Here is a 22,085-nt window from a genome sequence, read left to right as displayed (position 1 = left end):
TGCGCGCGCTTTCCGCTCAGGCGGCGGCCACCAGGGCCACGCCGGCCGCCGCGATGGCGGCGCCGGACAGCTTGACGGCCAACGCCGGGCTGGCGCGGCCCAGCACGCGGCCTGCTCCCAGCAGCAGCGCGCTGGCCGCCAGCATGCCCAGCGAGGCGGCGGCGGACGGCAGTTCATGGCCGTGCGCATTGCCGTGCAGGACGGCGAACATCCCCACCATGGCCATCCCGGCGCCGGCCGGCAGACGCACGGCGGCGGCGATCAAACAGCCCAGCAGCGCCACGGTCAGGGCGATGCCGGTTTCCAGGCCGGGGATGGCCAGGCCCATCACCCCGCTCAGCACACCCACCAGCAGCATGCCGAGGAAGGTCAGCGGCAGCGCCTTGCCGGCCGCCTGGCGCGCGCTCCACACGCCCACCGCCAGCATGGCCAGCAGGTGATCGAGACCGGTGAAAGGATGGGCGAAGCCGTCCAGGAAGCCGTGCGCATGCGGCAGGCCCTGGCCGGTGTGGGCGTACAGGGGCAGGCTGGCGGCGGCCAAGGTCAGCGCCACCGCGCCGGTGATCGTGGTTTTGTTCATATGCTCTCCTTATGCGTTGGCCGCGCCCGGGCCCAGCAGGCCCTGGTCGCGGATGAATTCAAACACGGCCTCCACGCCCTCCCCGCTGCGCAGGTTGGTGAACACGAAGGGACGCTCGCCGCGCTGCTGCTTGGCGTCGCGCGCCATGATGTCCAGGTTGGCGCCCACGTGCGGGGCCAGGTCGGTCTTGTTGATGATCAGCAGGTCGGAACGGGTGATGCCGGGACCGCCCTTGCGCGGGATCTTCTCGCCGCCGGCCACGTCGATCACGTAGATGGTCAGGTCGGACAGCTCGGGGCTGAAGGTGGCGGCCAGGTTGTCGCCGCCCGATTCGACCAGGATCAGGTCCAAATTGGGGAAATCGGCCTGCATGCGGGCGATGGCTTCCAGGTTGATGGAGGCGTCTTCGCGGATGGCGGTGTGCGGGCAGCCGCCGGTTTCCACGCCCATCAGGCGCTCGGCCGGCAGGGCGTCCGCGCGCAGCAGGATTTCCATGTCTTCCTTGGTGTAGATGTCGTTGGTGATGACGGCCATGTCGTAATGGTCGCGCATGCGCTTGCACAGCATTTCGCACAGCGCGGTCTTGCCGGAGCCGACCGGGCCGCCGATGCCGACCCGCAGGGGATTGGATGGTGTCATATTCTCTATATCGTTGGTTTCATGGTTCAGGAGCGGTACAGGCGGCTGTACTGCACTTCGTGGCGCATGGACAGCAGCGACAGGCCGGGCGCCCAGTTGCTCATGTCGTCGTCGGCCACCGTCATGGCGTGGCGCGCGGCCGCCTCCAGCTCGGGACGCAGCGACAGCAGCAGGCGCTGGCCCGCCACCTGCCCCAGCGGCACCGACTTGACGCACACCAGCACCTGGTTCTCGGCCCAGGCAAACAGGCTGGCCAGCAGCGCTTCCTCGTGCGGGATGCCGAGGGCCGCCACGGCGCAGGCATAGGCCGTGGGAAGGGCCACGTCCGGCTCGCGCTGCAGCATGGCCAGCAGCTCGGCGTCGGCGATACCCAGTTCGGCGATCAGGCGCGCCAGGGAAAAGCCCATCTGTATGGTCTCGGCGCGGAATTCCGCGCTGTCGCGCGAGGCAATGAAGCGTGCACTCCACTCGGCCACGGCGGCGCCGTCGCGCCGGCTGTAGGCTTGCATCAGCCGCCAGCAGACCGGCGCTTCCCACTGCGCCATGACCTCGTGCAGGTGATGCACGATCCAGGCGCGCGCGCTGCCCGCATCATGCACCTGGCCCGTTTCCAGCGCCGCCTCCAGGCCCTGCGAATAGCTGTAGGCGCCGATCGGCAGGGCCGGACTGGCAAACTGCAGCAAATGCAGCAGGGACGCCGCCTGCATGCTCATTCCTGGTCGCCGGGACGGTGTATCTTCTGGCGCAGCGGGATGGGCGCCAGCGGACCGTCGTGGTGATGGTGGCCGTGGCCACCGCCGTAGGCGCCGGATTCGGGCTCAAACGCGGCCTCTTCCTCCACCACGGTGGCGCCCAGGCCGTGCAGCATGTCCTTGAGCACGGCGTCGGCGCGGATGCGCAGGTAGCCTTCGCCGACCTGAGCCTGGGTGTGGCGGTTACCGAGGTGGAAGGCGCAGCGCAGCAGCGCGTGGGCGTCGGGCGCGGTAACCTTGTAGGTCGGCTCGGGCGCGGCCACCACCTGCACCACGCGTTTGTCTTCGCCGGTCAGCAGGTCGCCGTCGCGCAGCACCGTGCCGCGCACGGTGAACACGGCCACTTCCTCGCCGTTGTCCAGGGTGGCGCGCAGCCGGCATTTCTCGCGCAGTTCGTAGGGCAGCACCAGGCGCGCGTCAAACGATGCGGCGTGGGCCAGCTTGGTATGCAGGGTCAGCATGGGTCTTGAGACTCCGATATTCAGAACAGGAAGTAGCGCTGCGCCATCGGCAGCCGGGCCATGGGCTGGCACACCAGCAGCTCGCCGTCGGCGCGCACTTCGTAGGTTTCGGGATCGACATGCATTTCCGGCGTGAGGCCGTTATGTATCATGTCCTGCTTGCGCACATTGCGCATGTTGCGCGCCACGATGAGGGTCTTGTTCAGCTTGAGGCGCTCGCCGATGCCGGCGTCGTAGGCGGCCTGCGAGACGAAGGTGAACGATTTTTTCAGGCCGCCGCCGAAGGCGCCGAACATCATGCGGTAGTGCACCGGCTGCGGGGTGGGGATGGAGGCGTTGGGGTCGCCCATCTGGGCCGCCGCGATCATCCCGCCCTTCAGTATCATCGAGGGCTTGACGCCGAAGAAGGCCGGCTTCCACAGCACCAGGTCGGCGATCTTGCCCGGCTCGATGGAGCCCACCACGTGCGAAATGCCGTGCGCGATGGCGGGGTTGATGGTGTACTTGGCGATGTAGCGCTTGGCGCGGAAGTTGTCGTTTTTCGGGCCATCCTCGGCCAGCCGGCCGCGCTGCACCTTCATCTTGTGGGCGGTCTGCCAGGTGCGCATGATGACCTCGCCGACCCGGCCCATGGCCTGCGAGTCGGACGACATCATGGAGATGGCGCCGATGTCGTGCAGGATGTCCTCGGCCGCGATGGTCTCGCGCCGGATGCGCGATTCGGCGAAGGCCACGTCTTCGGTGATGGCGGCGTCCAGGTGGTGGCACACCATCAGCATGTCCAGGTGCTCGTCCAGGGTGTTGATGGTGTAGGGGCGGGTCGGGTTGGTGGACGAGGGGAGCACATTGCCCTGCCCTACCGCCGCGATGATGTCGGGCGCATGGCCGCCGCCCGCGCCTTCGGTATGGAAGGTGTGGATGGTGCGGTCCTTGAAGGCGGCCAGGGTGCGTTCCAGGAAGCCGCCCTCGTTCAGGGTGTCGGTGTGGATGGCGACCTGGATATCCATGCGGTCGGCCACGGACAGGCAGTTGTCGATGGCGGCCGGGGTGCTGCCCCAGTCCTCGTGCAGCTTGAGGCCGATGGCGCCGGCCTCGATCTGCTCTTCCAGCGGCGCCGGCAGGCTGACGTTGCCCTTGCCGAGGAAGCCCAGGTTCATGGGGAAGGCGTCGGCAGCGCCCAGCATGGCGTGCAAATGCCAGGGGCCGGGGGTGCAGGTGGTGGCGGAAGTGCCGGCCGCCGGGCCGGTGCCGCCGCCTATCATGGTGGTGACGCCGCTCATCAGCGCTTCCTCGATCTGCTGCGGGCAGATGAAGTGGATGTGGGTGTCGATGCCGCCGGCCGTGACGATCATGCCCTCGCCCGCGATCACCTCGGTGGCCCCGCCTATGGGCAGGGTGACGCCGGACTGTATGTCCGGGTTGCCGGCCTTGCCGATGCCGTAGATCAGGCCATCCTTCAAGCCGATGTCGGCCTTGACGATGCCCCAGTGGTCGATGATGACGGCGTTGGTGATGACGGTGTCCATCACCTCGGCGCGCACGCGCTGGGACTGGCCCATGCCATCGCGTATCACTTTACCGCCGCCGAACTTCACTTCTTCGCCGTAGATGGCGTAGTCTTTTTCGATTTCGATGAACAGATCGGTGTCGGCCAGCCGGATACGGTCCCCGGTGGTGGGGCCGAACATCTCGGCGTAGGCCTTGCGCGAAATGGTTGCCATGTCAGCCTTTAGGTGGATTGGGATTCAGTTTGCCCATGACTTCGCCATTGAAGCCGTAGACCTCCTGGTCGCCGGCCAGCTTGACCAGTTCGACCGTGCGTTCCTGGCCCGGTTCAAAGCGCACGGCGGTGCCGGCCGCGATGTTCAGGCGCATACCGTAAGCCTTCCAGCGCTCGAACTGCAGCGCCGAATTGGCTTCGAAGAAATGGAAATGGGAGCCGACCTGGATGGGACGGTCGCCACGGTTGCGCACCACGACGGTGGCGGTCTCGCGGCCTTCATTGAGGGCGATGGCGCCCTCTTCGAGTTGGTATTCGCCCGGTATCATCGTGCGCTCCTTCAAAAACAGAAAACGTTCAGGGTATGGGCTGGTGCACGGTCACCAGCTTGCTGCCGTCGGGGAAGGTGGCCTCGACCTGGATGTCGGGGATCATCTCCGGCACGCCTTCCATCACGTCCTTGCGGGACAGGATGGTGGTCCCGTAGTGCATCAGCTCGGCCACGGTCTTGCCGTCGCGCGCGCCTTCCATGATGGCGCAGGTGATGAGCGCCACCGCTTCCGGGTAGTTCAGCTGCAGCCCGCGCGCCAGGCGGCGTTCGGCCACCAGGCCGGCGGTGAAGATCAGCAGTTTGTCTTTTTCTCTTGGAGTCAGGTCCATTGCGTATTCCTGTTCAGGTTAGCCAGATGCGCGGGGTGGCGGCGCCGCGGCCCAGCAGCCGCGGGCGCAGCACCGACCACACGGCCAGCATGATCCCGCGCGCGGTTTCGCTGTTGTCGCCCAGGTGGCGCGCCACCAGCACGCCCCTGGTTTGGGTAACGCCGAAGGCGGGGCCATCGCCATGGCGTTCGGCGACGGCGGCGCGGATCTCGGCCAGAAGCGTGGCCGGCTGCTGGGCGCAGGCGGCGATCAGGGTGGCGCACACGGTGTGGCCGCCCATGCCCAGCGGGCTGTCCAGCCGGCCGCCCAGCAGGGCGCCCTGCTCCCACCACAGCAAGCGGCCGTCGCGGCGTATGCTGGTGCGCTGCGCCACCTTGCCGGTGTCGAAGGTCTCGCCGGAAGCGCGCCGGCCCATGCACAGGATTTCGCAGCCGAGGTAGACCGCGTCGCCATCGAGCTGTATGTCCTGGCGCAGGGCGACGTCGGCCTGGTCGAAGAAGATGGTTTCCTGCGGCAGCCATTCGAGCGAGCCGCCGGCGCCCACGCGCAGGCTGACATCCTGGCTGGAACGGCGCCCGTTGGACTTGTACCACTTGGCGGCGCCGGGGGTGCTGATGAAGGCGCGCGCGCCGGCCCCCACTTCCACACCGATACGGAGCTGGTCGCCCCCCACCACGCCGCCCGGCGGGTGGACAATGATGGCGTGGCACACGGCCTTGTCTTCCGGGTAGAGCGCTTTCTGCACCCGCAGCGGGCCGACGTGCTGGTTGCGCAGCATGCGCGTGGTGCCGGCGTCGTCGGCAAAGCCCAGCGCGAGGCTGGCCTGCCAGGAACCATGGCTGGCGGCGCTGTCGCTGGGCTGGGTGCAATCGGGCATGACGGATGATCCTGGTGATGATTCCGTTGAGTAAGCAATGTATATGCCAGCGCTTATGTAAGTACTTTAGTTTGTTTTTGAACCAATATGGTGCAAATAGCCATAATTGCACCTTATCGGTGCACAATTCTTAAATTTGCCAGTCGAAAGTGCCGACATAGCGGGCGCGCGGGCGTATCAGCCTGCCCTCCTCTATCTGTTCATACGCATGAGCCAGCCAGCCGGCGCTGCGACCCAGGGCGAACAGGATCTGCGAGGCGCCGGACGGAAGTTCGAGAGTGTGTTCGATGGCGGCCAGCGCGAAGTCGATGTTGGGCGCTTGCCCGGTCAGGCCGCTGGCTACGCGGGCGATGGCGTTCACGGCCTCGGCCCCGGGCAGCATGGACAGCAGCAGCCGGGCGCGCGGGTCGCCGTCCGGATACAGGGGATGGGCGAAGCCGGGCAGGAGGGCGTCATAGCCGCTGCCGCTGCTGTCACTGCCGCGCAGGTGGAGGCGCAGCGCGGCCTGCATGTCGGGCGCGTCCTGGACCGCGCGGACCAGGGCCAATGCGCGCAGCGTTTCGCCGCCGTGGCGCTCGCCGGACAGCGCGGCCAGTCCGGCCACTAGCGCCATGGACAGTTGCGCGCCGCTGGACGCCACGCAGCGCACCGTGAAGGTGGACACGTTCAGTTCGTGGTCGGCGCAGGCCACCAGCGCGGCGCGGATCAGGGCGTCGTGCTCCGGCGCCAGCCCCCAGGCGTGGCGGCATTGTTCGTGCAGTGGCAGGGTATCGATGTCGCGGTCCAGCAGCGCGGCGGCCATGGCGCGCATCAGCGCCGGGCGCGGGTCGGCTGCCGCCGCACGGGATGGTGCAACTACAGGTTCAAATCCAGGGACAAGCGCCGCCGCAGGCGCCGCGCCGCCTGCGGCAGTCGGCGGCAAGGATACGGCCATGGCCGCCATGAGCGCGGCAGCGCGATGCAGCGGCGGGCTGCCGCCGTGAAGCTGGCGCAGCGCGCGCCATTGCCCGGCGCAGGCGGGAGCGGTGGCGGGCGCGCTATCGAAGATGCTGGCGCGCTGGTTCCACAGGATCGCGGCGGTTTGCTCCAGGGTGGCGCTGCGGGCCAACTGGATGGCGTCGTGGCCACGGTAGCGGATCACACCATCGCGTATCAGCGTGATGCGCGACTCCAGTATCGGCTTGCCCCAGCCAATGGCCTGCTCGACCGCGTGCCCGGCCTGCTTGCCATCCCTGCGGCGCGCCGCCAGCCGCTGCACTTCGCCGTGGTCGTAGCGTTTGCTGCGCACGCCCTGCTCCGCCAGCGACGCCAGCAGGCCCCGGCTCACATACGAGTACAGCGTGGCGGCGCTGACACCCAGTATCTGTGCGGCTTCCCTGGCGGTGACGGTTCTCTTCATAAGGGAATTTGTATCGATTGCGGGTATCAAGATTGACGCTGGCTGGCACCAGATTCTAGACTGATTCCAGAGACCTGGCGAGGAGAGACCATGAACCCTGCATCATTGGCTGCAACCCTGTGGCGCTGCGCCGGCGGCCATCCCGGCGCGCTCGACCAGCTGCGCTTCCACCACGACGATGCGCAGCTGCCGTCGGTATTCCAGGTCGGCGCGCTGGCCTCGGCCAGCATCGCGGCGCAAGCGCTGGCGGCGGCCGCATTGTGGCGGCTGCGCGGCGGCCATGCGCAGCAGATCGATATCGACCAGCGCCACGCGCTGGCCATGTTCCGCAGCGAGCGCTATCTGCGCCTGGACGGCGCACCGCCGCCGGAACCGTGGAGCCCGCTGTCCGGCTATTACCAGGCCGGTGACGGCCGCTGGATACAGCTGCACACCAATTTCCCGCACCACCGCGACGGCGTGCTGCGCGTACTGGCATGCGGCGCCGAACGGGCCGAGGTGGCCGCCGCCATCGCGCGCTGGAACGCGGCCGATCTCGATGCGCGGCTGGCGGCGGCAGGCATGTGCGCCGCCATGATACGCACGCCCGAGGAATGGCAGGCCACGGCGCAGGCGCGCGCCATCGCCACGCTGCCGCTGTTCAGCGTGGACAGCGCCGGCCAGGCGCCGCCCGAGCCGCTGCGTGGCGGCGTGGCGGACCGCCCGCTGGCCAGGGTGCGGGTGCTGGACCTCTCGCGCGTGATCGCGGCCCCGGTGGCGGCGCGCACGCTGGCCCAGCACGGCGCCGAGGTGCTGGCCATCAGCGCGGCGCATTTGCCGAATCTGCCGGGACTGATCATGGATACCGGGCGCGGCAAGCGCAATGCGCAGCTGGACTTGCGCACGGACGCGGGCCGCGCCACGCTGCGCGCATTGGTCACGGACGCCGATGTCATCCTGCACGCCTACCGCCCCGGCGCGCTAGCCGCGCTGGGCTTCGACAGCGCGGCCTTGCAGGCGCTGCGGCCCGGGCTGGTGGAGGTGAGCCTGTGCGCCTACGGTGCGGCCGGACCCTGGCAGGCGCGGCGCGGCTACGACAGCCTGGTGCAGTCGGCCAGCGGTATCGCGTGGGAAGAAGGCGCGGCGGCCCACTTGCCGCAGCCGGGCAAACTGCCGTGCCAGGCGCTGGATCATGCCACCGGCTATATCGGCGCGCTGGCGGCCATGGCTGGATTGGCGCGGCGGGTGACGCAGGGCGGCGGCTGGAAGGCGCAGGTGTCGCTGGCGCAGACCGGGCGCTGGCTGCAAAGCCTGCCGCGCCTGGAAGACGGCTTGCAGTATGAGGACATGTCTGCGGCGGACGCCGCGCCGTGGATGGAGACCGTGCAAGCGAGCTACGGCGCGGTCAGCGCGGTGGCGCCGGTGGAGCGCATGGCGGCCACGCCGCCGCGCTTCGAGCGTCCGCCGGCGCCGCTCGATGCCGGGGCAGCGCGCTGGAGTTAGCCTTTACTGCCGCGCTGGCGCCGGTTCCGGCGCGGCTGGCGGGGCGGACGCCGGTTGCGGCGGCACGGGGACAGCAGGTTGCTGTTCGCCTGGCGGCGTCAAGGTCACGGTGCGCATCACGGTGGACGCCATCGGGGTGCGGCCCTGCCTGGCCGGGGTCCAGCGGCATGCGTTGGCTGCGGCCGCCGTGGCCGCGTCGAAGTCGGGCAGTCCGCTGGGTTTGACGATGGTCACCTTGCGGGCGCGGCCTTCCTTGTCGATCTCGTAGCTCAACACCAGCTCGGTGGGGCTGGTGACCGGCGGTTCCGGCGGCCACTGGCACTGGCCGGGAATCTCGGCAGCGCCGGTGCGCTCGCCAAAGATATCGTCCGAGGCCAGGTTGGGCAGCTCGACCTGCTTGCCGTTGAAGGTCAGCCGTCCGTGGTTGACCTCGACCTGCGACCGCAGCTCGTCATCCTGGAGCGTGGCGAAGCCGCCGCCGACCAGCTTGCCCACCACCACGTCCGTCATCTGCTTGGCGGCCAACTGCACTTGGGATTCGTCACCGCCCTGCTTGCGGGCGACGGTCAGGGCCACTTCGCGCACCAGCGCCAGCGGGACACGGATATCGACCTTGGCCACCATCTTGCGCGCCAGGCGGATGGGGTCGTCGAGGTCGGACGCCACGGCGCGGTCGAAGGCCACGCTGCCCGTCACGGTAAACGCCTGTCCATGGTAGGACGCACCCAGCTTGTCCAGCCGGATCGATGCGCCGCGCTCGACCATGGAGCGCGCCAAGGCCTTGAGCTGTTTCACCACTTCGGCCGTGGACTGCTCCGGCGCCAGATCGGTGCGCGCCTGCACGGCCGCCATCTCCTTCTGGTAGCGCGCCAGTGCGGCGGCGTCCAGGCCGATCACGCTGCTGTCGAGGTGGATCTGCTCGACATGCTCGCCGGCCACCTGCAGCCTGGCGATGCCGACGCGCGAGACCATGTCCACCAGCTTGCCGCGCTGCTTCATCTCGGCGCTGACGCCCATGCCCTCCATGCGCAGCGGCCCCAGCGAGGCTGTGCGCTTGACTTCCTGCTTGCCCTGCACATTGAGATCGGCGGTGGCGGTCAGCTCGCCGTCGATGGCCAGGCTGCCGACGCGGATATCGGTCACGCCGAACCACAGGCCCTGGTAGCCCAGGCGCTGGCGGGCGCTGGCGCGTATGTCCTTGACATGGATGGCCTCATCGCCCTGGCGCACGTCGAACGATGGCAAGTCCAGGTCGACCACCAGGCTGCGGCCGCCGCGGTCCGTGCTGGCCCGGGCGGTCAGGGTGGTCCAGGACAGCTGCTGTCCGTCGGCTTCCGTGTAGGTGTGCGGCAGCAGGCGCGCCACGTAGCTGATACGGCCCTTGGCGGCGGCCACGCGCTCCGGCACCATGGGGCGCTCGCTGCCGAACACCTGCTTCAGCCGGGGGCGCAGTTCGGCGGAATACTCGAATTTGCTGAGCTTTTCCAGGGCCTTGGCCTTGTTCTGCTGGTCCAGTTGGGCCTTGCTGATTTCCTTGGCGGCCGCCATGGCGGTCAGCATCATCTCGCTGCTGATCTCGGCGGGCTTGGGCTGGGCCGCGTGGGCGCTCACCAGCGCCAGCGCGGCGGCCCATGGGTAGATCGATTTTTTCAGGAACATGTGCGGTGTGTAGTGATGATGAGCGGGCATTGTAGCGAATGCAGCATGCACCAAAATACACGCATTGTCACTCGCGGGGTATGATCCCGGCATGAAGATAGGAATGCAAACCTGGGGCAGCCATGGCGACATGCGGCCCTTTATCGCGCTGGCGGAAGGCCTGCAGGCAGCCGGCCATGAAGTCATGCTGGTGCTGACCTGCGTGGACAGCGCAGCCTATGCCAGCTATGTGTCGCCGCACGGGGTGCGGGTGCGCAGCGTGGCCTCGCCCGTGTTCAGCGAGGAGGAAGCGGCGCAGATAGGCTTGCAGGTGCTGGGCGAGCGCGATCCGTTCAAGCAGCTGGCGGTCATGATGCGCCTTTGCTACGCCCCGGCCGAGGAGGCGATGTACGCCGCGGCGCTGGAACTGGCAGAGGAATGCGAGCTGCTGGTTGGCCATTTCATGATGCACCCGCTGCAGATCGCGGCCGAACATGCCGGCAAGCCCTACGCCAGCGTGCTGTTGTCGCACGTGATGGTGCCCAGCGCCTGCAACCATCCGATCAGCACCTTCAGCCTGGGCAAGCCGGTGAACCGCGCGCTGTGGTGGTACACGCGCAAGGCCATGCACCGGGTGCTGCATCCCTACGCCGACCGCTTGCGAACGCGGCTGGGCATGGGGCCTGCGCCCGACATGCTGACCGGGGTGTGGATGTCGCCGTATTTCACGCTGCTGGGCGTCAGCCCGCAGCTGTGCGAACGGCAGCCGGATTGGCCGGCCTCAGTGCATGTGTCGGGCTTCCTCGACATGCCCAATATCGCGCTGGAGGGCGGCGTGCCGGCGCAACTGGCGGATTTCCTGGCGGCCGGCGCGGCGCCGGTCTACATGACCCTGGGCAGCTGGATGCCCAAGGATTTGATCAACCAGCGCGACACGCTGGCGCTGCTGACGGAGGCTGCCCGGCTGGCCGGCTGCCGCGCCATCATCCAGGCGCCGGCGGCGGCGCAGTGCGGATACCGTTCCAGCGACGAGGTGCTATACGTGGCGGCGGCGCCGCACCACGCCATCTTCCCGCTGTGCGCGGCGGTGGTGCATCACGGCGGTGCCGGCACCACGCAGTCGGCCACGCTGGCGGGCAAGCCCTCGGTCGTGGTGGCGCACCTGGGCGAGCAGGAACATTGGGGCAATGAGCTGCGCCGCATCGGCGTGGCCGGGCGGCCGCTCAGGCGCGTGAGCGTCACCGCCGGCACGCTGGCGCGGCGCATACGGCAAGCGCTGGATGCGCCGCAGATGCGGGTGCAGGCCGAGGCCGTGGCGCACCGCATGCGGCAGGAGAATGGAGTCGCCACGGCGGTGGCCATGATCTCCGCACAGCAGCCTGGGGCGGCGGCGCGCGTCGGGGGGCAAGCGCACGGGCCGGTCGAGAGTGGACATGGTAGGTCTCCCAATAAACCGGGTTTTACTAATCCTCCCTAAACCATGCGATAGCAACCTAAAGCCCTGCAGCTCAATCCTTGGGATACGGGTTCTTGCCGCCCTCGGCAATGAAGGTATCGATGCGCGCCTCCAGCACCGGCAGCGGCACCGAACCCAGCTGCAGCACCGTATCGTGGAAGTAGCGGATATCGAACTTGGACCCCAGCGCCGCCTCGGCCTTCTTGCGCGCCTTGATGATGGCCATCTCGCCCAGGTAGTAGGACAGCGCCTGGCCCGGCCAGGAGATGTAGCGGTCCACTTCGGTCTCGATCTCGTGGTCGGCCAGCGCCGTGTTTTCGTGCAGGTAGGCCTGGGCCTGGGCGCGGGTCCAGCCCTTGGCGTGGATGCCGGTATCGACCACCAGGCGCGAGGCGCGCCAGGCCTGGTAGCTCAGCATGCCGAACACCTCGTACGGCGTCTCATACATGCCCATCTCGGCGCCCAGGCGCTCGGTGTACAGGGCCCAGCCCTCGCCATAGGCCGAGATATAGGCCTTGCGGAAATTGGGCAAGCCTTTCTGCTCCATGGCGATCGGCATCTGGAAGGCGTGGCCCGGCGCCGATTCGTGCAGGGTCAGGGCCGGCAGCGAATACAGCGCGCGCGCCGGCAGGTTGTAGGTGTTGACCAGGTAGGTGCCCGGGCCGCCGCGGCCGGCCGTGTAGAACGGGGCCTGGTCGTCCGGCACAGGAATGATGGCGAAGCGGCGGCGCGGCAGGTAGCCGAAATACTGGCCCACCTTGCCGTCGAATTTCTTGGCGATCCAGGCCGCGCGCATCAGCAGTTCCTCCGGCGTCTTGGCGTAGAAGCGCGGGTCGGTGCGCAGGAACTTGAGGAAGGCCGGCAGGTCGCCCTCGAAGCCGACCTTCTTGATCACGTCCAGCATCTCGGCGCGGATCTTGGCCATTTCGTCCAGGCCGATCTGGTGGATCTGGTCCGGGGTCAGGCTGGTGGTGGTGTACTCGACGATCTTGGACTGGTAATAGGCTTTGCCGTCCGGGAGCGCCTCGGCCGCCAGCGACTCGTTGGCCTTGGGGATGTACTCCTCGCGCATGAACTTGAGCAGCTTGGCGTAGGATGGCTGCACCTTGTCGCGGATGATCTGCACCACCTGGGTGCGCAGCTGCTCCTGTTCGGACGCAGGGATGGTGGCCGGCATGGTCTTGAACGGGGTATAGAAATAGGTATCCTGCGGGGTCTTGGCCTCGCTCACCGAGGTGATGGAGCTGTCGCGCCCGATCAGGGTCACGCGCGGCGGGGTGAAGCCGCGCGCCAGGCCGGCCCGCATATTGGCCATTTCGTCATCGAAGTAGCGCGGCAGGTCCTGCAGCTGCTTGACGTAGTCGCGGTATTCCTTGACCTTGCGGAACGGACGCCGCGCGCCATACGACAGGTTGGACCAGAACGAACTGTCGGCATTGAGCGGCTTTTCGTATTCGCGGAAGCGCTGCTCGGCGACGAAGGCGGCGATCTGAGCCTTGTAGACCTGGTAATTGATGCGCTCCGCGGCCGACAGCTTGTCGAAGGCCACGCCGTCCAGGCGTTTCAGCACGCCCTGCCAGTATTCCAGGCGGCGCTGCTGGGTGGCGGGATCGACGTGCGGCATGCTGGCGCTGGCGTCGTTGTCGTCATCCTCGTCGCGCTCCATCTGCTGGCTGACGCGCCATTTCCATTCATCGGTGTAGATGGCCTTGAACTGTGCGTCGGCGCTGCCTGCCGCCGCGTACACCGGGGCCGACACGGCCAACATGATCCATGCGCCCGCCAAGGCGGCGCCCAACTTCCTGTTCATAGCTCTCCTGGGTATAAGACAATCAAATCTAGATGGCCAGCGTGCGCCGTTCCTGCAGCAGCCGGGTGAAATCGGCCACGCTCACGGGACGGCTGTGGTAATAGCCCTGCATTTCATCGCAACCGCGTTCGGCCAGGAAGCGCACCTGTTCGGCCGTCTCCACGCCTTCCGCGATCACCCGCATATTCAAATTGTGTGCCAGCGAGATCACCGACAGCGCGATGGCGGCGTCGCTGGCGCTGGTGGCGACATCGTCGACGAAGGATTTGTCGATCTTCAGCACATCGATGGGGAAACGCTTGAGGTAGCCCAGGCTCGAATAGCCGGTGCCGAAGTCGTCCAGCGCGATCGAGACGCCGATGTCCTTCAGGCGGCGCAGCGCGGCCACCGCCTTGTCCGGATCGCCCATCACCGTGCCTTCCGTGATTTCCAGTCCCAGGCAGGCGGGCGCCACCCCGGCCTTGCGCAGCGTGCTTTCCACGTAGGGCACCGTGTCGTCGTTGGCGAACTGGCCGGCCGACAGGTTGACCGAGACCTTGATGCTGCCCAGGCCCTGGTCCTGCCACACGCGGATCTGGGCGCACACGCTGTCCAGCACCCACTCGCCGATGGCGTTCACCAGCCCGTATTCCTCGGCCAGCGGGATGAAGCGGTTGGGCGGCACCCGACCCAGCAGCGCGTTATTCCAGCGCAGCAGGGCCTCGGCGCCCAGCATGGCGCCGGTCTTCAGGCACATCTGCGGCTGGTAGTGCACCTCGAACTCGCCGCGCGCGATGGCGCCGCGCAGCTGTCCCTGTATGGCCAGCTTGTCGCGGATCTCGGCGTCCATGCGCTCGGTGAAGAAGGCGTAGTTGTCGCGCCCGGTCTCCTTGGCGCGGTACAGGGCCGTGTCGGCGTTGCGCACCAGTTCATCGAAGGTGGCGCCGTCGGTCAGGCTGACCGCGATGCCGATGCTGGAGGTCAGCAGCACCTGCTGGCCGTCGATGGCCAGTTCCTGGCGCAGGCCGTTCAGGATCTTCTGCGCCAGCGCCAGGGTGGCGTCCAGCTGGCACTCGTCCGGCACGATGATCTGGAATTCATCGCCGCCCTGGCGCGTCACCACGTCGCCCTCGCGCACGGTGTCGCTGAGGAAGCGGGCCACCACCTGCAAGGCCTTGTCGCCCACCTGCTGGCCATAGGAATCGTTGATGCTCTTGAAGCGGTCCAGGTCCAGCGCCATCACCGCCACGCAGCGGTTCTCGCGGCGGGCGGCGGCCAGCAACTGCTCGAAGCGCTCACGCGCCAGGCTGCGGTTGGGCAGGCCGGTCAGGGCGTCGTGGTGCGACAGGAAATCGATCAGGTGCTGCTCGGCCTTGCGTTCGCTCAGATCCATGAACACGGCCACGTAGTTGATCACCGAACCCTGCTCGTCGCGCACCAGCGAGACGCTCAGGAGGCCAGGGTACACGTCACCGTTCTTGCGCCGCGCCTGGATCTCGCCCGACCAGTGGCCGGCGCCGTGCAGGGCCTGCAGCAGCTTGGGATGGGTGGCCGCCTCCTGTTCGCCGGCGTACAGCAGCGAAATGCCCTTGCCGCGCACTTCGCCGCCCTCGTAGCCGGAGATGCGGGTGAAGGCCGGGTTGGTGGCCACGATCAGGCCGGCGACGTCGGTCACCACGATGGCGTCCTGGGTGGCTTCGAACACCTTGCTGGACAGGCGCAGGAATTCCTCATTGGCGCGGCGCTGCTCGACCTCGCTCTCCAGCGAGGCCGCCAGCTGGGCCAGTTCGGCGGTGCGCTCGCGCACGCGCTGTTCCAGCAGGGCGCGCTCGGCGGCCAGGGCCTGCTGGGCCCGGCCCAGCCGCACGTGGGCGTCGGTGCGGGCCAGGATTTCCTCGGCCTGGAACGGCTTGGCAATGAAGTCCACGGCCCCCAGGGCGAAACCGCGCACCTTGTCGTCGGTGTCGTGCTGGGCCGACAGGAAGATCACCGGCACCTGCTTCAGTGACGGGTTGGCTTTCAGCCTGCGGCACACCTCGAAGCCATCGATGCCGGGCATGCGTATGTCCAGCAATATCAGTTCCGGCGGACGCGACTCGGCGGTCCACAAGGCCAGTTCACCGTTGGGCGCCTGGCGCACATAGTAGCCGGCCTCAGTCAGCAGGTCGCTCAGGAGCTTGAGCGAGGCCGGCGTATCTTCCACGATCAGCACTTCGCCCTTGGTGTGTTGTTCCGACAAATCCCTGTGCATGAAAACTCTTTCCGCCCGATACACCAATTGTTAACGCCGGCCTGCCGCCAGCCAGCCCGCCATCATATACCGCCGCCGGCCGCCTTGCCTGCACGCCTGGCCTGCATGCCCAGCCTGATGATCCGCCACGACGGTGCGGCGACGGCCATCACAGCACCGGCTCCAGCCCGGCTTCGTCCAGCAGCGCGCACAGCTGCGGATACTGGTGCAGGCCCACCATATGCTCGATGCGCGCCACCACTTCCTCCAGTTCCTGCGGCAGCGGCGCCAGCAGCGCCGCCACCCGGCCCAGGTTGAGTTCCTGCAGGGCCGTCTTGAGCTCCTCGCGCAGCGGCGCCGCCAGGCGCGCCAGATCGGCGCCCGACAGCGGCGCCGGCAGCACGGCGCGCGGGCTGTGGCGCCGCACCAGGCGCAAGCCCAGCTGCTGTTCCAGCACCTGGTACAGCAGCTCCTGCTCGACCGGCTTGCGCAGGAATTCGTCGGCCCCGGCCTGCAGCGCGGCGCTGCGCTCCTCGGCGTAGGCGGACGCCGTCAGCATCACCACCCGCGGCTGCTGGCCACCGCGCGCGCGCAGGATGCGGGTGGCCTGCAGCCCGTCCATGACCGGCATGCGCCAGTCCATGAACACCAGTTCCGGCTCCCAGGCCGCGATGCGTTCCAGCGCGGTCCGGCCGTCGCCGGCGCAGGCGACCTCGAAGCCCAGCGGCTCCAGCAAATCCACGATCAGGCGGCAGCCGTCTTCGTTGTCGTCCACCACCAGCACCCGGCGCCCGCCGCCCTGGCCGTCGCTGGCGAGGGCGGCCACCACGTCGCCGGCCGGCGGCGGCGCATTGTCAGCCAGCTGCACCTGTATCGCGAACAGGAAGGCCGCGCCCTGCCCCGGCGCCGATTCCAGCGACAGGGTCCCGCCCATCAGCTGCACGAATTCGCGCGAGATCGCCAGGCCCAGGCCGGTGCCCTCCTTGGCGCCCGGGCCGTCGGCCTGGATGAAGGGTTCGAAGATGCGGGCCTGGTCCTGCGGCGCGATGCCGGGACCGGTGTCGATTACCGCGAACGACAGCTCGCAGCCGCCGCCGCGCGGCTGGCAGCGCACCCGCAGCGTGACCTTGCCCTGGGCCGTGAACTTGACCGCGTTCGACATGAGGTTGAGCAGCACCTGGCGCAGCTTGGTGCCATCCAGGCGCGCGCCGCGCGGCAGTCCGGCCGCGTCCAGCTCCAGCTCCACCCCGCCCTGGCCGGCGCGCATGCTGACCATGTCCATCACCTCCTGCAGCATCTCGTGCAGGTTGACCACCTCGGTCTGCAGCACGGCGCGCCCGGCCTCGATCTTGGACAGTTCCAGGATGTCGTTGATCAGGGTCAGCAGGTGCTGCCCGGAGCGGTGGATGATGGCCAGGTTACGCTTCTCCTCGGCCGACATGTGCTTGGAATCGGCCATCAGGCGCGAGAAGCCGATCACGGAATTGAGCGGCGTGCGCAGCTCGTGGCTCATGTTGGCCAGGAAGATGCTCTTGGCCTGGTTGGCGGCCTGGGCCTGGCGCACCGCCACCGACAGCGCCTCGGTGCGCTCGGTCACCAGGTCTTCCAGGTGAATGCGGTGGCGGCGCAGTTCCAGCTCGGCCATCTTCTGGTCGGTGATGTCGTAGTTGACGCCCACCATGCGCGCCGGGCGCCCATCGGGGTCGCGGAACAGCATGGCGTCGCCCTTCAGGTGGTGCACGCTGCCGTCGTTCCACACCACCCGGTACTCGGCGTCGAATTCGTCGTGGCCGTCCAGGGCCCGCTGCAGCAGATCGCGCACCGGCGCCCGGTCGTCCGCATGCATCATGCTTTGCCACAGCTGCAGCGGCTCGGCCACGCGCCTGCCCTCCATGCCGTACAGGCGGTACATCTGCTCGTCCCACACCATCTGGTCGCTGATGATGTTCCAGTCCCAGATGCCAATCGAGGCGGCGCTGGTGGCGATCTGCAGCCGTTCTTCGCTGGCGTGCATGGCCACGTAGCGGCTGTCGAGCAGGCGCACCATCTCGCGGATGGAGGCGTTCAGGGTTTTCAGCTCGCCGAAGAACCAGTGGCGCGGCGGCGCGGCGCCCGGGTTCTGTCCGGCCTTCACATAGGCGGCATAGCGCTCGATGGCGGTCAGCGGCTTCAGGATCAGCTGCCACAGCAACAGCGACAGGCTGAGCACCAGGGTCACATCCAGCACCAGTATCATGCCGCCTATGGTAAACAGGCGCTGGCGCAGCTGCTCCAGCAGCACGGCCGGCGAGGCGTACACGGTGATGGTGCCGATGTGCTGGCCGGCCGCCACGATGGCGCGCGTCTCGGCCAGCAGCTCGGGACGGTCCGGCAGGGCCTGGGCCGCGACCAGTTGGCCGGCCTCGTTGCGGGTCAGGATGAAGGGATGTTCGCTGGCCGCCGGCACCACGGCGCTGGCGTACAGGTCGCGGTTGCTGAGGCCGCTTTTCATGATGGTGACGATCTGGGTCTCGTCGAAGTTCCAGGCCGGCAGCGCCACGGCGGCGGCCAGCTCATCGGCGCTGGTGGCCAGGGTCTGATGCAGCTGGTCCCAGCGCTGGGCCCGCTCAGCCTGGTAGAAATACAGGGCGAAAGTGGCCAGCACCACGGTGACGACCGCGGTCAGTGCGACGCTGACGAAGACGGCAATGGAAACATTGCCCGCACGGCGGGCGATACGTTGCAGCATCGGATAACCATTTTCTGGGGTTGCTCGTGAAAGCTTCTCCAGATCATAGTTTCTATTGTGCGGCAAGTCCAATCATTTGTTGCATGAAGGCACTAGTTTGGTATTTTCTCCATCTTGCGCTTCCGATTCGCGCCATACCGCCGCCATGGCCTCGTTGAGCCGGTCGCAGGCCATGGCCGTGCTGAGGAACAACTGGCCGTTGAGGCGCTGCAGCAGGCTGCTGCCGCGCAGCCGGTCCATCACCGGCCCCTTGACCTCGGCCAGATGCAGGCCGATGCCGCGCCGCCGCAGGCTGTCGTTGAGTTCGCTCAGGGCGAACAGGGCCGTGGTATCGATGGAATTCACGGCCGACATCACCAGCACCAGGTGGCGCGCGCCCGCATGGCTGGCCAGCTCGGCTTCCAGGCGCTGGCCCACCGCTTCCACATTGCCAAAGAACAGGTTGGCGTCGATGCGCAGCACCAGCAGTTCGGGCCGGGTTTCGGCCGGATAGCGCTCGATATTGCGGAAATGCTCGCTGCCGGCGATGCGCCCCAGCACGGCAATGTGGGGCCGGCTGGCGCGCCAGATCAGGGTGCCCATGGACAGCGCCACGCCCACCACCACGCCCGCCTCCACGCCCAGCAGCAGCACCCCGGCGCAGGTGGCGCCCCAGGCCAGGGCGTCGCTGCGGTCATAGCGCCAGGCCGTGCGCAGGGTGTCGAGCTCCAGCATGCCCAGCACCGCCACCATGATGGTGGCGGCCAGGGTCGGCAGCGGCAGCAGGGCCAGCCAGCCGGTCGGCGCCAGCAGGGCCAGGGCCAGCAGCACGGCGGAGATCAGGCTGGCCAGCGGCGTGTTGGCCCCGGCTGCGAAATTCACCGCCGAGCGCGACAGGCTGCCGGTAACGGGAAAACCGCCGCTCAGGGCGCTGGCCACGTTGGCCGCACCCAGCCCCACCAGCTCGCGGTTGCTGTGCAGCTTTTCATTGCGCTTCTGGGCCAGGCTTTGGGCCGCCGACATGCTCATCAGGAAAATGATGAAGCCGATCAGCAGGCCCGGCTGCAGCAAGGCGCGCCAGTGCGCCGCCGAGGTGGCCAGGTTCAGCTGCGGCAGCCCGGCCGGCACCGGCCCGGTCAATCGTATGCCCAGCTGCGGCAGATCGGTGTACGCCATGGCGGCGGTGGCGGCAATCACCACCAGCATGGGCGCCAGCCGCCCGCCCACGTCGGCCGCCTCCGGCCCCAGGCCGCAGCCCCGCAGCATGGCCGCCAGATAGCGCTTGCCCAGCACCAGCAGCGCCAGCGACACCAGGCCCAGCGCCAGGCTGGGGACATGCACATGGGGCAAGGCCGCACCGGCCAGCTTGGGCACTTGGTCCCAGGCGATCAGCAGGGCCGAACCGACTGTGAAGCCGCTCATCACGGGCCGGGAAAAGAAATTGGCCAGGAAGCCCAGCCGCAGCGCACCGCACAGCAGCAGCACCATGCCCGCCACCAGGGCCAGCTGGGCCGCCAGCACCGTGTACAGGCCGGAGCCGGCCGCCGCCAGCGGCGCGATCACGGACGCTGTCATCAGCGACACGATGGCCATCGGCCCCACCGACTGCGTCATGCTGGTGCCGAACAGGGCGTACACCATGGGCGGCAGGATGCTGGCGTAGATGCCGGCCACGGGCGGCAGGCCGGCCACCATCGCATAGGCCATGCCCTGCGGGATCATCATCATCGCCACCACCAGGCCGGCGCTGATATCGCCCGGCAGGTACGCACGCCGGTACTGTCTTGCCCATTGCAACATCATGTTCTGTCGTGCTCAAACGAAACCGCCAGCCTACGCCATCCCGGCCGCAGGGTCCAGAACTTCATGCGTTTTTTATGCTTATATATTCGTTTTTTGCATATCGAGCAGTTGCGCAAGCTGGGCCTGCAGGATTTCCTGCGCCAGCGCCTCGTCATCGACGGCGCGCGCCAGCACCACGGCGCCGACCATGCCGGCATACACGGCCAGCGCCCGGCGCCGCTTTTCCTGCGCCGAAGCGCCCGGCACCAGCTGTTCCAGGACCGCCAGCTGGCCACGCGCGCCGCCGGTCAGGGCCGCCCTGGCCTTGGCCCCCAGGCGCGCGACGTCGGCCCCCAACGAGGTGACGGCGCAGCCGGTGCCCGGATGCTGCAGGTGATACTCCGACAAATAACTATGGGCGATGGTCTCCAAAGCCTGTTCCGCGGCCTGCCGCGCCGCGTCCTGCCAGCGCTGCACGGACACTTGCAGCGCCCGCTCACACGCCTCGGCCAGCAATTCCTCCTTGGAGGCGAACTGGCCATAGAAGCCGCCATGGGTCAGGCCGGCCCCCTTCATCAGGTCGGCCACGCCGATACCGTCATAGCCGTGCTCGCGGAACAGCCTGGCCGCCGTCTCCACCACCCGTTCGCGGTTCTGCGCCGCCTGTTCCCTGCTGACTTTCATGGCTGTCTCTGTCTTATGTGGAGTTGACAGTATACATGACAGGCGTAATATATCAACGTTTTGATTATGAACGTCATTTAAAGGAGCAGTCATGAAAGCAGTCATCAGCGCCTATGCCCGTTCGCCCTTCCACTTCTCCCGCAAGGGCAAGCTGGCCGGGGTGCGGCCCGACGACCTGGCCGCGCAGGTGGTGCAAGGATTAATGCGGCGCACCGGGATCGCGCCCACCGGGCTGGACGATGTGATCCTCGGCTGCGCCTATCCGGAAGCGGCCCAGGGCAACAACCTGGCCCGCATCGTCAGCCTGCTGGCCGGCTTCCCGTTCGAAGTCAGTGGCATGACCATCAACCGCTTCTGCGGCTCGTCCATGTCGGCCATCCACATCGCGGCGGCCCAGGTCGAAGCCGGGCTGGGGGAGGCCTACCTGTGCGTGGGGGTGGAATCCATGACCATGGTGCCGCAAGGGGGCTTCAACTTCTCGCCCCATCCGGAGCTGCTGGCCCGCACCGACACCTACATCAGCATGGGCGACACGGCCGAGAACGTGGCGCGCCACTATCAGGTGGCGCGCGCCGACCAGGAAGCGCTGGCCCTGCAGTCGCACCAGAAGGCGGCGGCTGCCCGCGCCGCCGGCCTGCTGCAGGGCGAGATCATCCCCATCACCACGCCTGACGGCGAGGTGGTGGCCGAGGATGGCTGTATCCGCCCCGGCACCACGCTGGAAGCCCTGGCCGCCCTGAAACCGGTGTTCGATCCCGAGCATGGCACGGTGACGGCCGGCACCTCCTCGCCGCTGACCGACGGCGCCTCGGCCGTGCTGGTGACCAGCGAGGAGTTCGCGCGCCGCCACGGCCTGCGGCCCAGCGCGCGCATCATCGCCATGGCGGCGGTGGGCTGCGATCCGGCCGTGATGGGCATAGGACCGATCCCGGCCACCCGCAAGGCGCTGCAGCGCGCCGGCCTGGCGGCGGCCGACCTGGCGGTGGCGGAAATCAACGAAGCCTTCGCCTCGCAAGCGCTGGCCTGCGTGCGCGAACTGGGCATCGCGCCGGAGATCCTGAATATCGATGGCGGCGGCATGGCCATCGGCCATCCGCTGGGCGCTACCGGGGCCCGCATCACGGGCAAGGCGGCCGCCCTGCTGCAGCGCACGGGCGGGCGCTATGCGCTGGCCAGCCAGTGCATAGGCGGCGGCCAGGGGGTGGCCACCATCCTGGAAGCGGTCTGAT

At 68.0% G+C, this 22,085-nt stretch carries 18 protein-coding genes; 3 read left to right on the top strand and 15 right to left on the bottom strand.

Annotated features, from left to right (window positions below):
• Positions 1 to 16: 16 nt before the first annotated feature.
• From ACLB1G_RS05815 to ACLB1G_RS05775, 9 genes are all read right to left on the bottom strand, one after another.
• Complete coding sequence (locus ACLB1G_RS05815) at positions 17 to 580, bottom strand: HupE/UreJ family protein (RefSeq protein ID WP_491626245.1); 564 nt, start codon at positions 578 to 580, stop codon at positions 17 to 19.
• Positions 581 to 589: 9 nt separating this feature from the next.
• Complete coding sequence (gene ureG, locus ACLB1G_RS05810; protein ID WP_491626244.1) at positions 590 to 1,219, bottom strand: urease accessory protein UreG; 630 nt, start codon at positions 1,217 to 1,219, stop codon at positions 590 to 592.
• Positions 1,220 to 1,245: 26 nt separating this feature from the next.
• Positions 1,246 to 1,926 (bottom strand): urease accessory protein UreF, encoded by a 681-nt coding sequence (locus tag ACLB1G_RS05805; RefSeq protein WP_491626243.1) that lies wholly within the window; start codon positions 1,924 to 1,926, stop codon positions 1,246 to 1,248.
• A gap of 2 nt (positions 1,927 to 1,928) precedes the next feature.
• A complete protein-coding gene (ureE, locus tag ACLB1G_RS05800) occupies positions 1,929 to 2,432 on the bottom strand; it encodes an urease accessory protein UreE (protein WP_491626242.1) in 504 nt (167 codons plus the stop codon).
• 20 nt (positions 2,433 to 2,452) lie between these two features.
• Positions 2,453 to 4,153: an urease subunit alpha gene (gene ureC, locus ACLB1G_RS05795; RefSeq protein ID WP_491626241.1), complete on the bottom strand. Its 1,701-nt coding sequence runs from the start codon at positions 4,151 to 4,153 to the stop codon at positions 2,453 to 2,455.
• 1 nt (position 4,154) lies between these two features.
• Entirely contained in the window at positions 4,155 to 4,481 is a 327-nt protein-coding gene (locus ACLB1G_RS05790; protein WP_491626240.1) for an urease subunit beta, read from the bottom strand.
• Positions 4,482 to 4,509: 28 nt separating this feature from the next.
• The gene (gene ureA, locus ACLB1G_RS05785; RefSeq protein WP_491626239.1) at positions 4,510 to 4,812 is read right to left on the bottom strand and encodes an urease subunit gamma; all 303 of its coding nucleotides are present in this window, start codon (positions 4,810 to 4,812) and stop codon (positions 4,510 to 4,512) included.
• A 13-nt stretch (positions 4,813 to 4,825) separates the two neighbouring features.
• The gene (locus tag ACLB1G_RS05780; protein WP_491626238.1) at positions 4,826 to 5,689 is read right to left on the bottom strand and encodes an urease accessory protein UreD; all 864 of its coding nucleotides are present in this window, start codon (positions 5,687 to 5,689) and stop codon (positions 4,826 to 4,828) included.
• 130 nt (positions 5,690 to 5,819) lie between these two features.
• Positions 5,820 to 7,088: a citrate/2-methylcitrate synthase gene (locus tag ACLB1G_RS05775; RefSeq protein WP_491626237.1), complete on the bottom strand. Its 1,269-nt coding sequence runs from the start codon at positions 7,086 to 7,088 to the stop codon at positions 5,820 to 5,822.
• Positions 7,089 to 7,178: 90 nt separating this feature from the next.
• Here ACLB1G_RS05775 and ACLB1G_RS05770 point away from each other — a divergent pair, with 90 nt between their 5' ends.
• Positions 7,179 to 8,570 carry a CoA transferase gene (locus tag ACLB1G_RS05770; RefSeq protein ID WP_491626236.1) on the top strand — a complete coding sequence of 464 codons (1,392 nt, stop codon included), beginning with the start codon at positions 7,179 to 7,181 and terminating at the stop codon, positions 8,568 to 8,570.
• A 3-nt stretch (positions 8,571 to 8,573) separates the two neighbouring features.
• Here the strand turns inward: ACLB1G_RS05770 and ACLB1G_RS05765 are convergent, their stop codons facing one another.
• Positions 8,574 to 10,229, bottom strand: coding sequence for a DUF945 family protein (locus ACLB1G_RS05765; protein ID WP_491626235.1), 1,656 nt, complete (start codon positions 10,227 to 10,229; stop codon positions 8,574 to 8,576).
• Between the two features lie 91 nt (positions 10,230 to 10,320).
• On the opposite strand from ACLB1G_RS05765, the gene ACLB1G_RS05760 reads away from it, so the two are divergent.
• Positions 10,321 to 11,685 (top strand): glycosyltransferase, encoded by a 1,365-nt coding sequence (locus ACLB1G_RS05760; protein WP_491626234.1) that lies wholly within the window; start codon positions 10,321 to 10,323, stop codon positions 11,683 to 11,685.
• Positions 11,686 to 11,716: 31 nt separating this feature from the next.
• On the opposite strand, the gene ACLB1G_RS05755 is transcribed toward ACLB1G_RS05760, so the two are convergent.
• From ACLB1G_RS05755 to ACLB1G_RS05735, 5 genes are all read right to left on the bottom strand, one after another.
• Positions 11,717 to 13,474, bottom strand: coding sequence for a DUF885 domain-containing protein (locus tag ACLB1G_RS05755; protein ID WP_491626233.1), 1,758 nt, complete (start codon positions 13,472 to 13,474; stop codon positions 11,717 to 11,719).
• Positions 13,475 to 13,502: 28 nt separating this feature from the next.
• Entirely contained in the window at positions 13,503 to 15,704 is a 2,202-nt protein-coding gene (locus ACLB1G_RS05750; RefSeq protein WP_491626232.1) for a two-component system response regulator, read from the bottom strand.
• Between the two features lie 148 nt (positions 15,705 to 15,852).
• Entirely contained in the window at positions 15,853 to 18,411 is a 2,559-nt protein-coding gene (locus ACLB1G_RS05745; protein WP_491626231.1) for an ATP-binding protein, read from the bottom strand.
• A gap of 72 nt (positions 18,412 to 18,483) precedes the next feature.
• Positions 18,484 to 20,190 carry a SulP family inorganic anion transporter gene (locus ACLB1G_RS05740; RefSeq protein WP_491626629.1) on the bottom strand — a complete coding sequence of 569 codons (1,707 nt, stop codon included), beginning with the start codon at positions 20,188 to 20,190 and terminating at the stop codon, positions 18,484 to 18,486.
• A gap of 81 nt (positions 20,191 to 20,271) precedes the next feature.
• Positions 20,272 to 20,856 (bottom strand): TetR/AcrR family transcriptional regulator, encoded by a 585-nt coding sequence (locus ACLB1G_RS05735; protein WP_491626230.1) that lies wholly within the window; start codon positions 20,854 to 20,856, stop codon positions 20,272 to 20,274.
• A gap of 91 nt (positions 20,857 to 20,947) precedes the next feature.
• On the opposite strand from ACLB1G_RS05735, the gene ACLB1G_RS05730 reads away from it, so the two are divergent.
• Entirely contained in the window at positions 20,948 to 22,084 is a 1,137-nt protein-coding gene (locus ACLB1G_RS05730) for a thiolase family protein (RefSeq protein ID WP_491626229.1), read from the top strand.
• The last annotated feature ends 1 nt before the right edge of the window (position 22,085 follow it).

The sequence above is a fragment of the Duganella kummerowiae genome, assembly GCF_053572355.1.
Note: the sequence above shows the minus strand (reverse complement) of the source record. Positions and strands in the feature narration are given on the sequence as shown.

Bases quoted from the DNA above. Each gene is read 5' to 3' on its own strand.
- ACLB1G_RS05815 (WP_491626245.1), bottom strand. From the start codon at position 580: ATGAACAAAACCACGATCACCGGCGCGGTGGCGCTGACCTTGGCCGCC.
- ureG (WP_491626244.1), bottom strand. From the start codon at position 1,219: ATGACACCATCCAATCCCCTGCGGGTCGGCATCGGCGGCCCGGTCGGC.
- ACLB1G_RS05805 (WP_491626243.1), bottom strand. From the start codon at position 1,926: ATGCAGGCGGCGTCCCTGCTGCATTTGCTGCAGTTTGCCAGTCCGGCC.
- ureE (WP_491626242.1), bottom strand. From the start codon at position 2,432: ATGCTGACCCTGCATACCAAGCTGGCCCACGCCGCATCGTTTGACGCG.
- ureC (WP_491626241.1), bottom strand. From the start codon at position 4,153: ATGGCAACCATTTCGCGCAAGGCCTACGCCGAGATGTTCGGCCCCACC.
- ACLB1G_RS05790 (WP_491626240.1), bottom strand. From the start codon at position 4,481: ATGATACCGGGCGAATACCAACTCGAAGAGGGCGCCATCGCCCTCAAT.
- ureA (WP_491626239.1), bottom strand. From the start codon at position 4,812: ATGGACCTGACTCCAAGAGAAAAAGACAAACTGCTGATCTTCACCGCC.
- ACLB1G_RS05780 (WP_491626238.1), bottom strand. From the start codon at position 5,689: ATGCCCGATTGCACCCAGCCCAGCGACAGCGCCGCCAGCCATGGTTCC.
- ACLB1G_RS05775 (WP_491626237.1), bottom strand. From the start codon at position 7,088: ATGAAGAGAACCGTCACCGCCAGGGAAGCCGCACAGATACTGGGTGTC.
- ACLB1G_RS05770 (WP_491626236.1), top strand. From the start codon at position 7,179: ATGAACCCTGCATCATTGGCTGCAACCCTGTGGCGCTGCGCCGGCGGC.
- ACLB1G_RS05765 (WP_491626235.1), bottom strand. From the start codon at position 10,229: ATGTTCCTGAAAAAATCGATCTACCCATGGGCCGCCGCGCTGGCGCTG.
- ACLB1G_RS05760 (WP_491626234.1), top strand. From the start codon at position 10,321: ATGAAGATAGGAATGCAAACCTGGGGCAGCCATGGCGACATGCGGCCC.
- ACLB1G_RS05755 (WP_491626233.1), bottom strand. From the start codon at position 13,474: ATGAACAGGAAGTTGGGCGCCGCCTTGGCGGGCGCATGGATCATGTTG.
- ACLB1G_RS05750 (WP_491626232.1), bottom strand. From the start codon at position 15,704: ATGCACAGGGATTTGTCGGAACAACACACCAAGGGCGAAGTGCTGATC.
- ACLB1G_RS05745 (WP_491626231.1), bottom strand. From the start codon at position 18,411: ATGCTGCAACGTATCGCCCGCCGTGCGGGCAATGTTTCCATTGCCGTC.
- ACLB1G_RS05740 (WP_491626629.1), bottom strand. From the start codon at position 20,190: ATGTTGCAATGGGCAAGACAGTACCGGCGTGCGTACCTGCCGGGCGAT.
- ACLB1G_RS05735 (WP_491626230.1), bottom strand. From the start codon at position 20,856: ATGAAAGTCAGCAGGGAACAGGCGGCGCAGAACCGCGAACGGGTGGTG.
- ACLB1G_RS05730 (WP_491626229.1), top strand. From the start codon at position 20,948: ATGAAAGCAGTCATCAGCGCCTATGCCCGTTCGCCCTTCCACTTCTCC.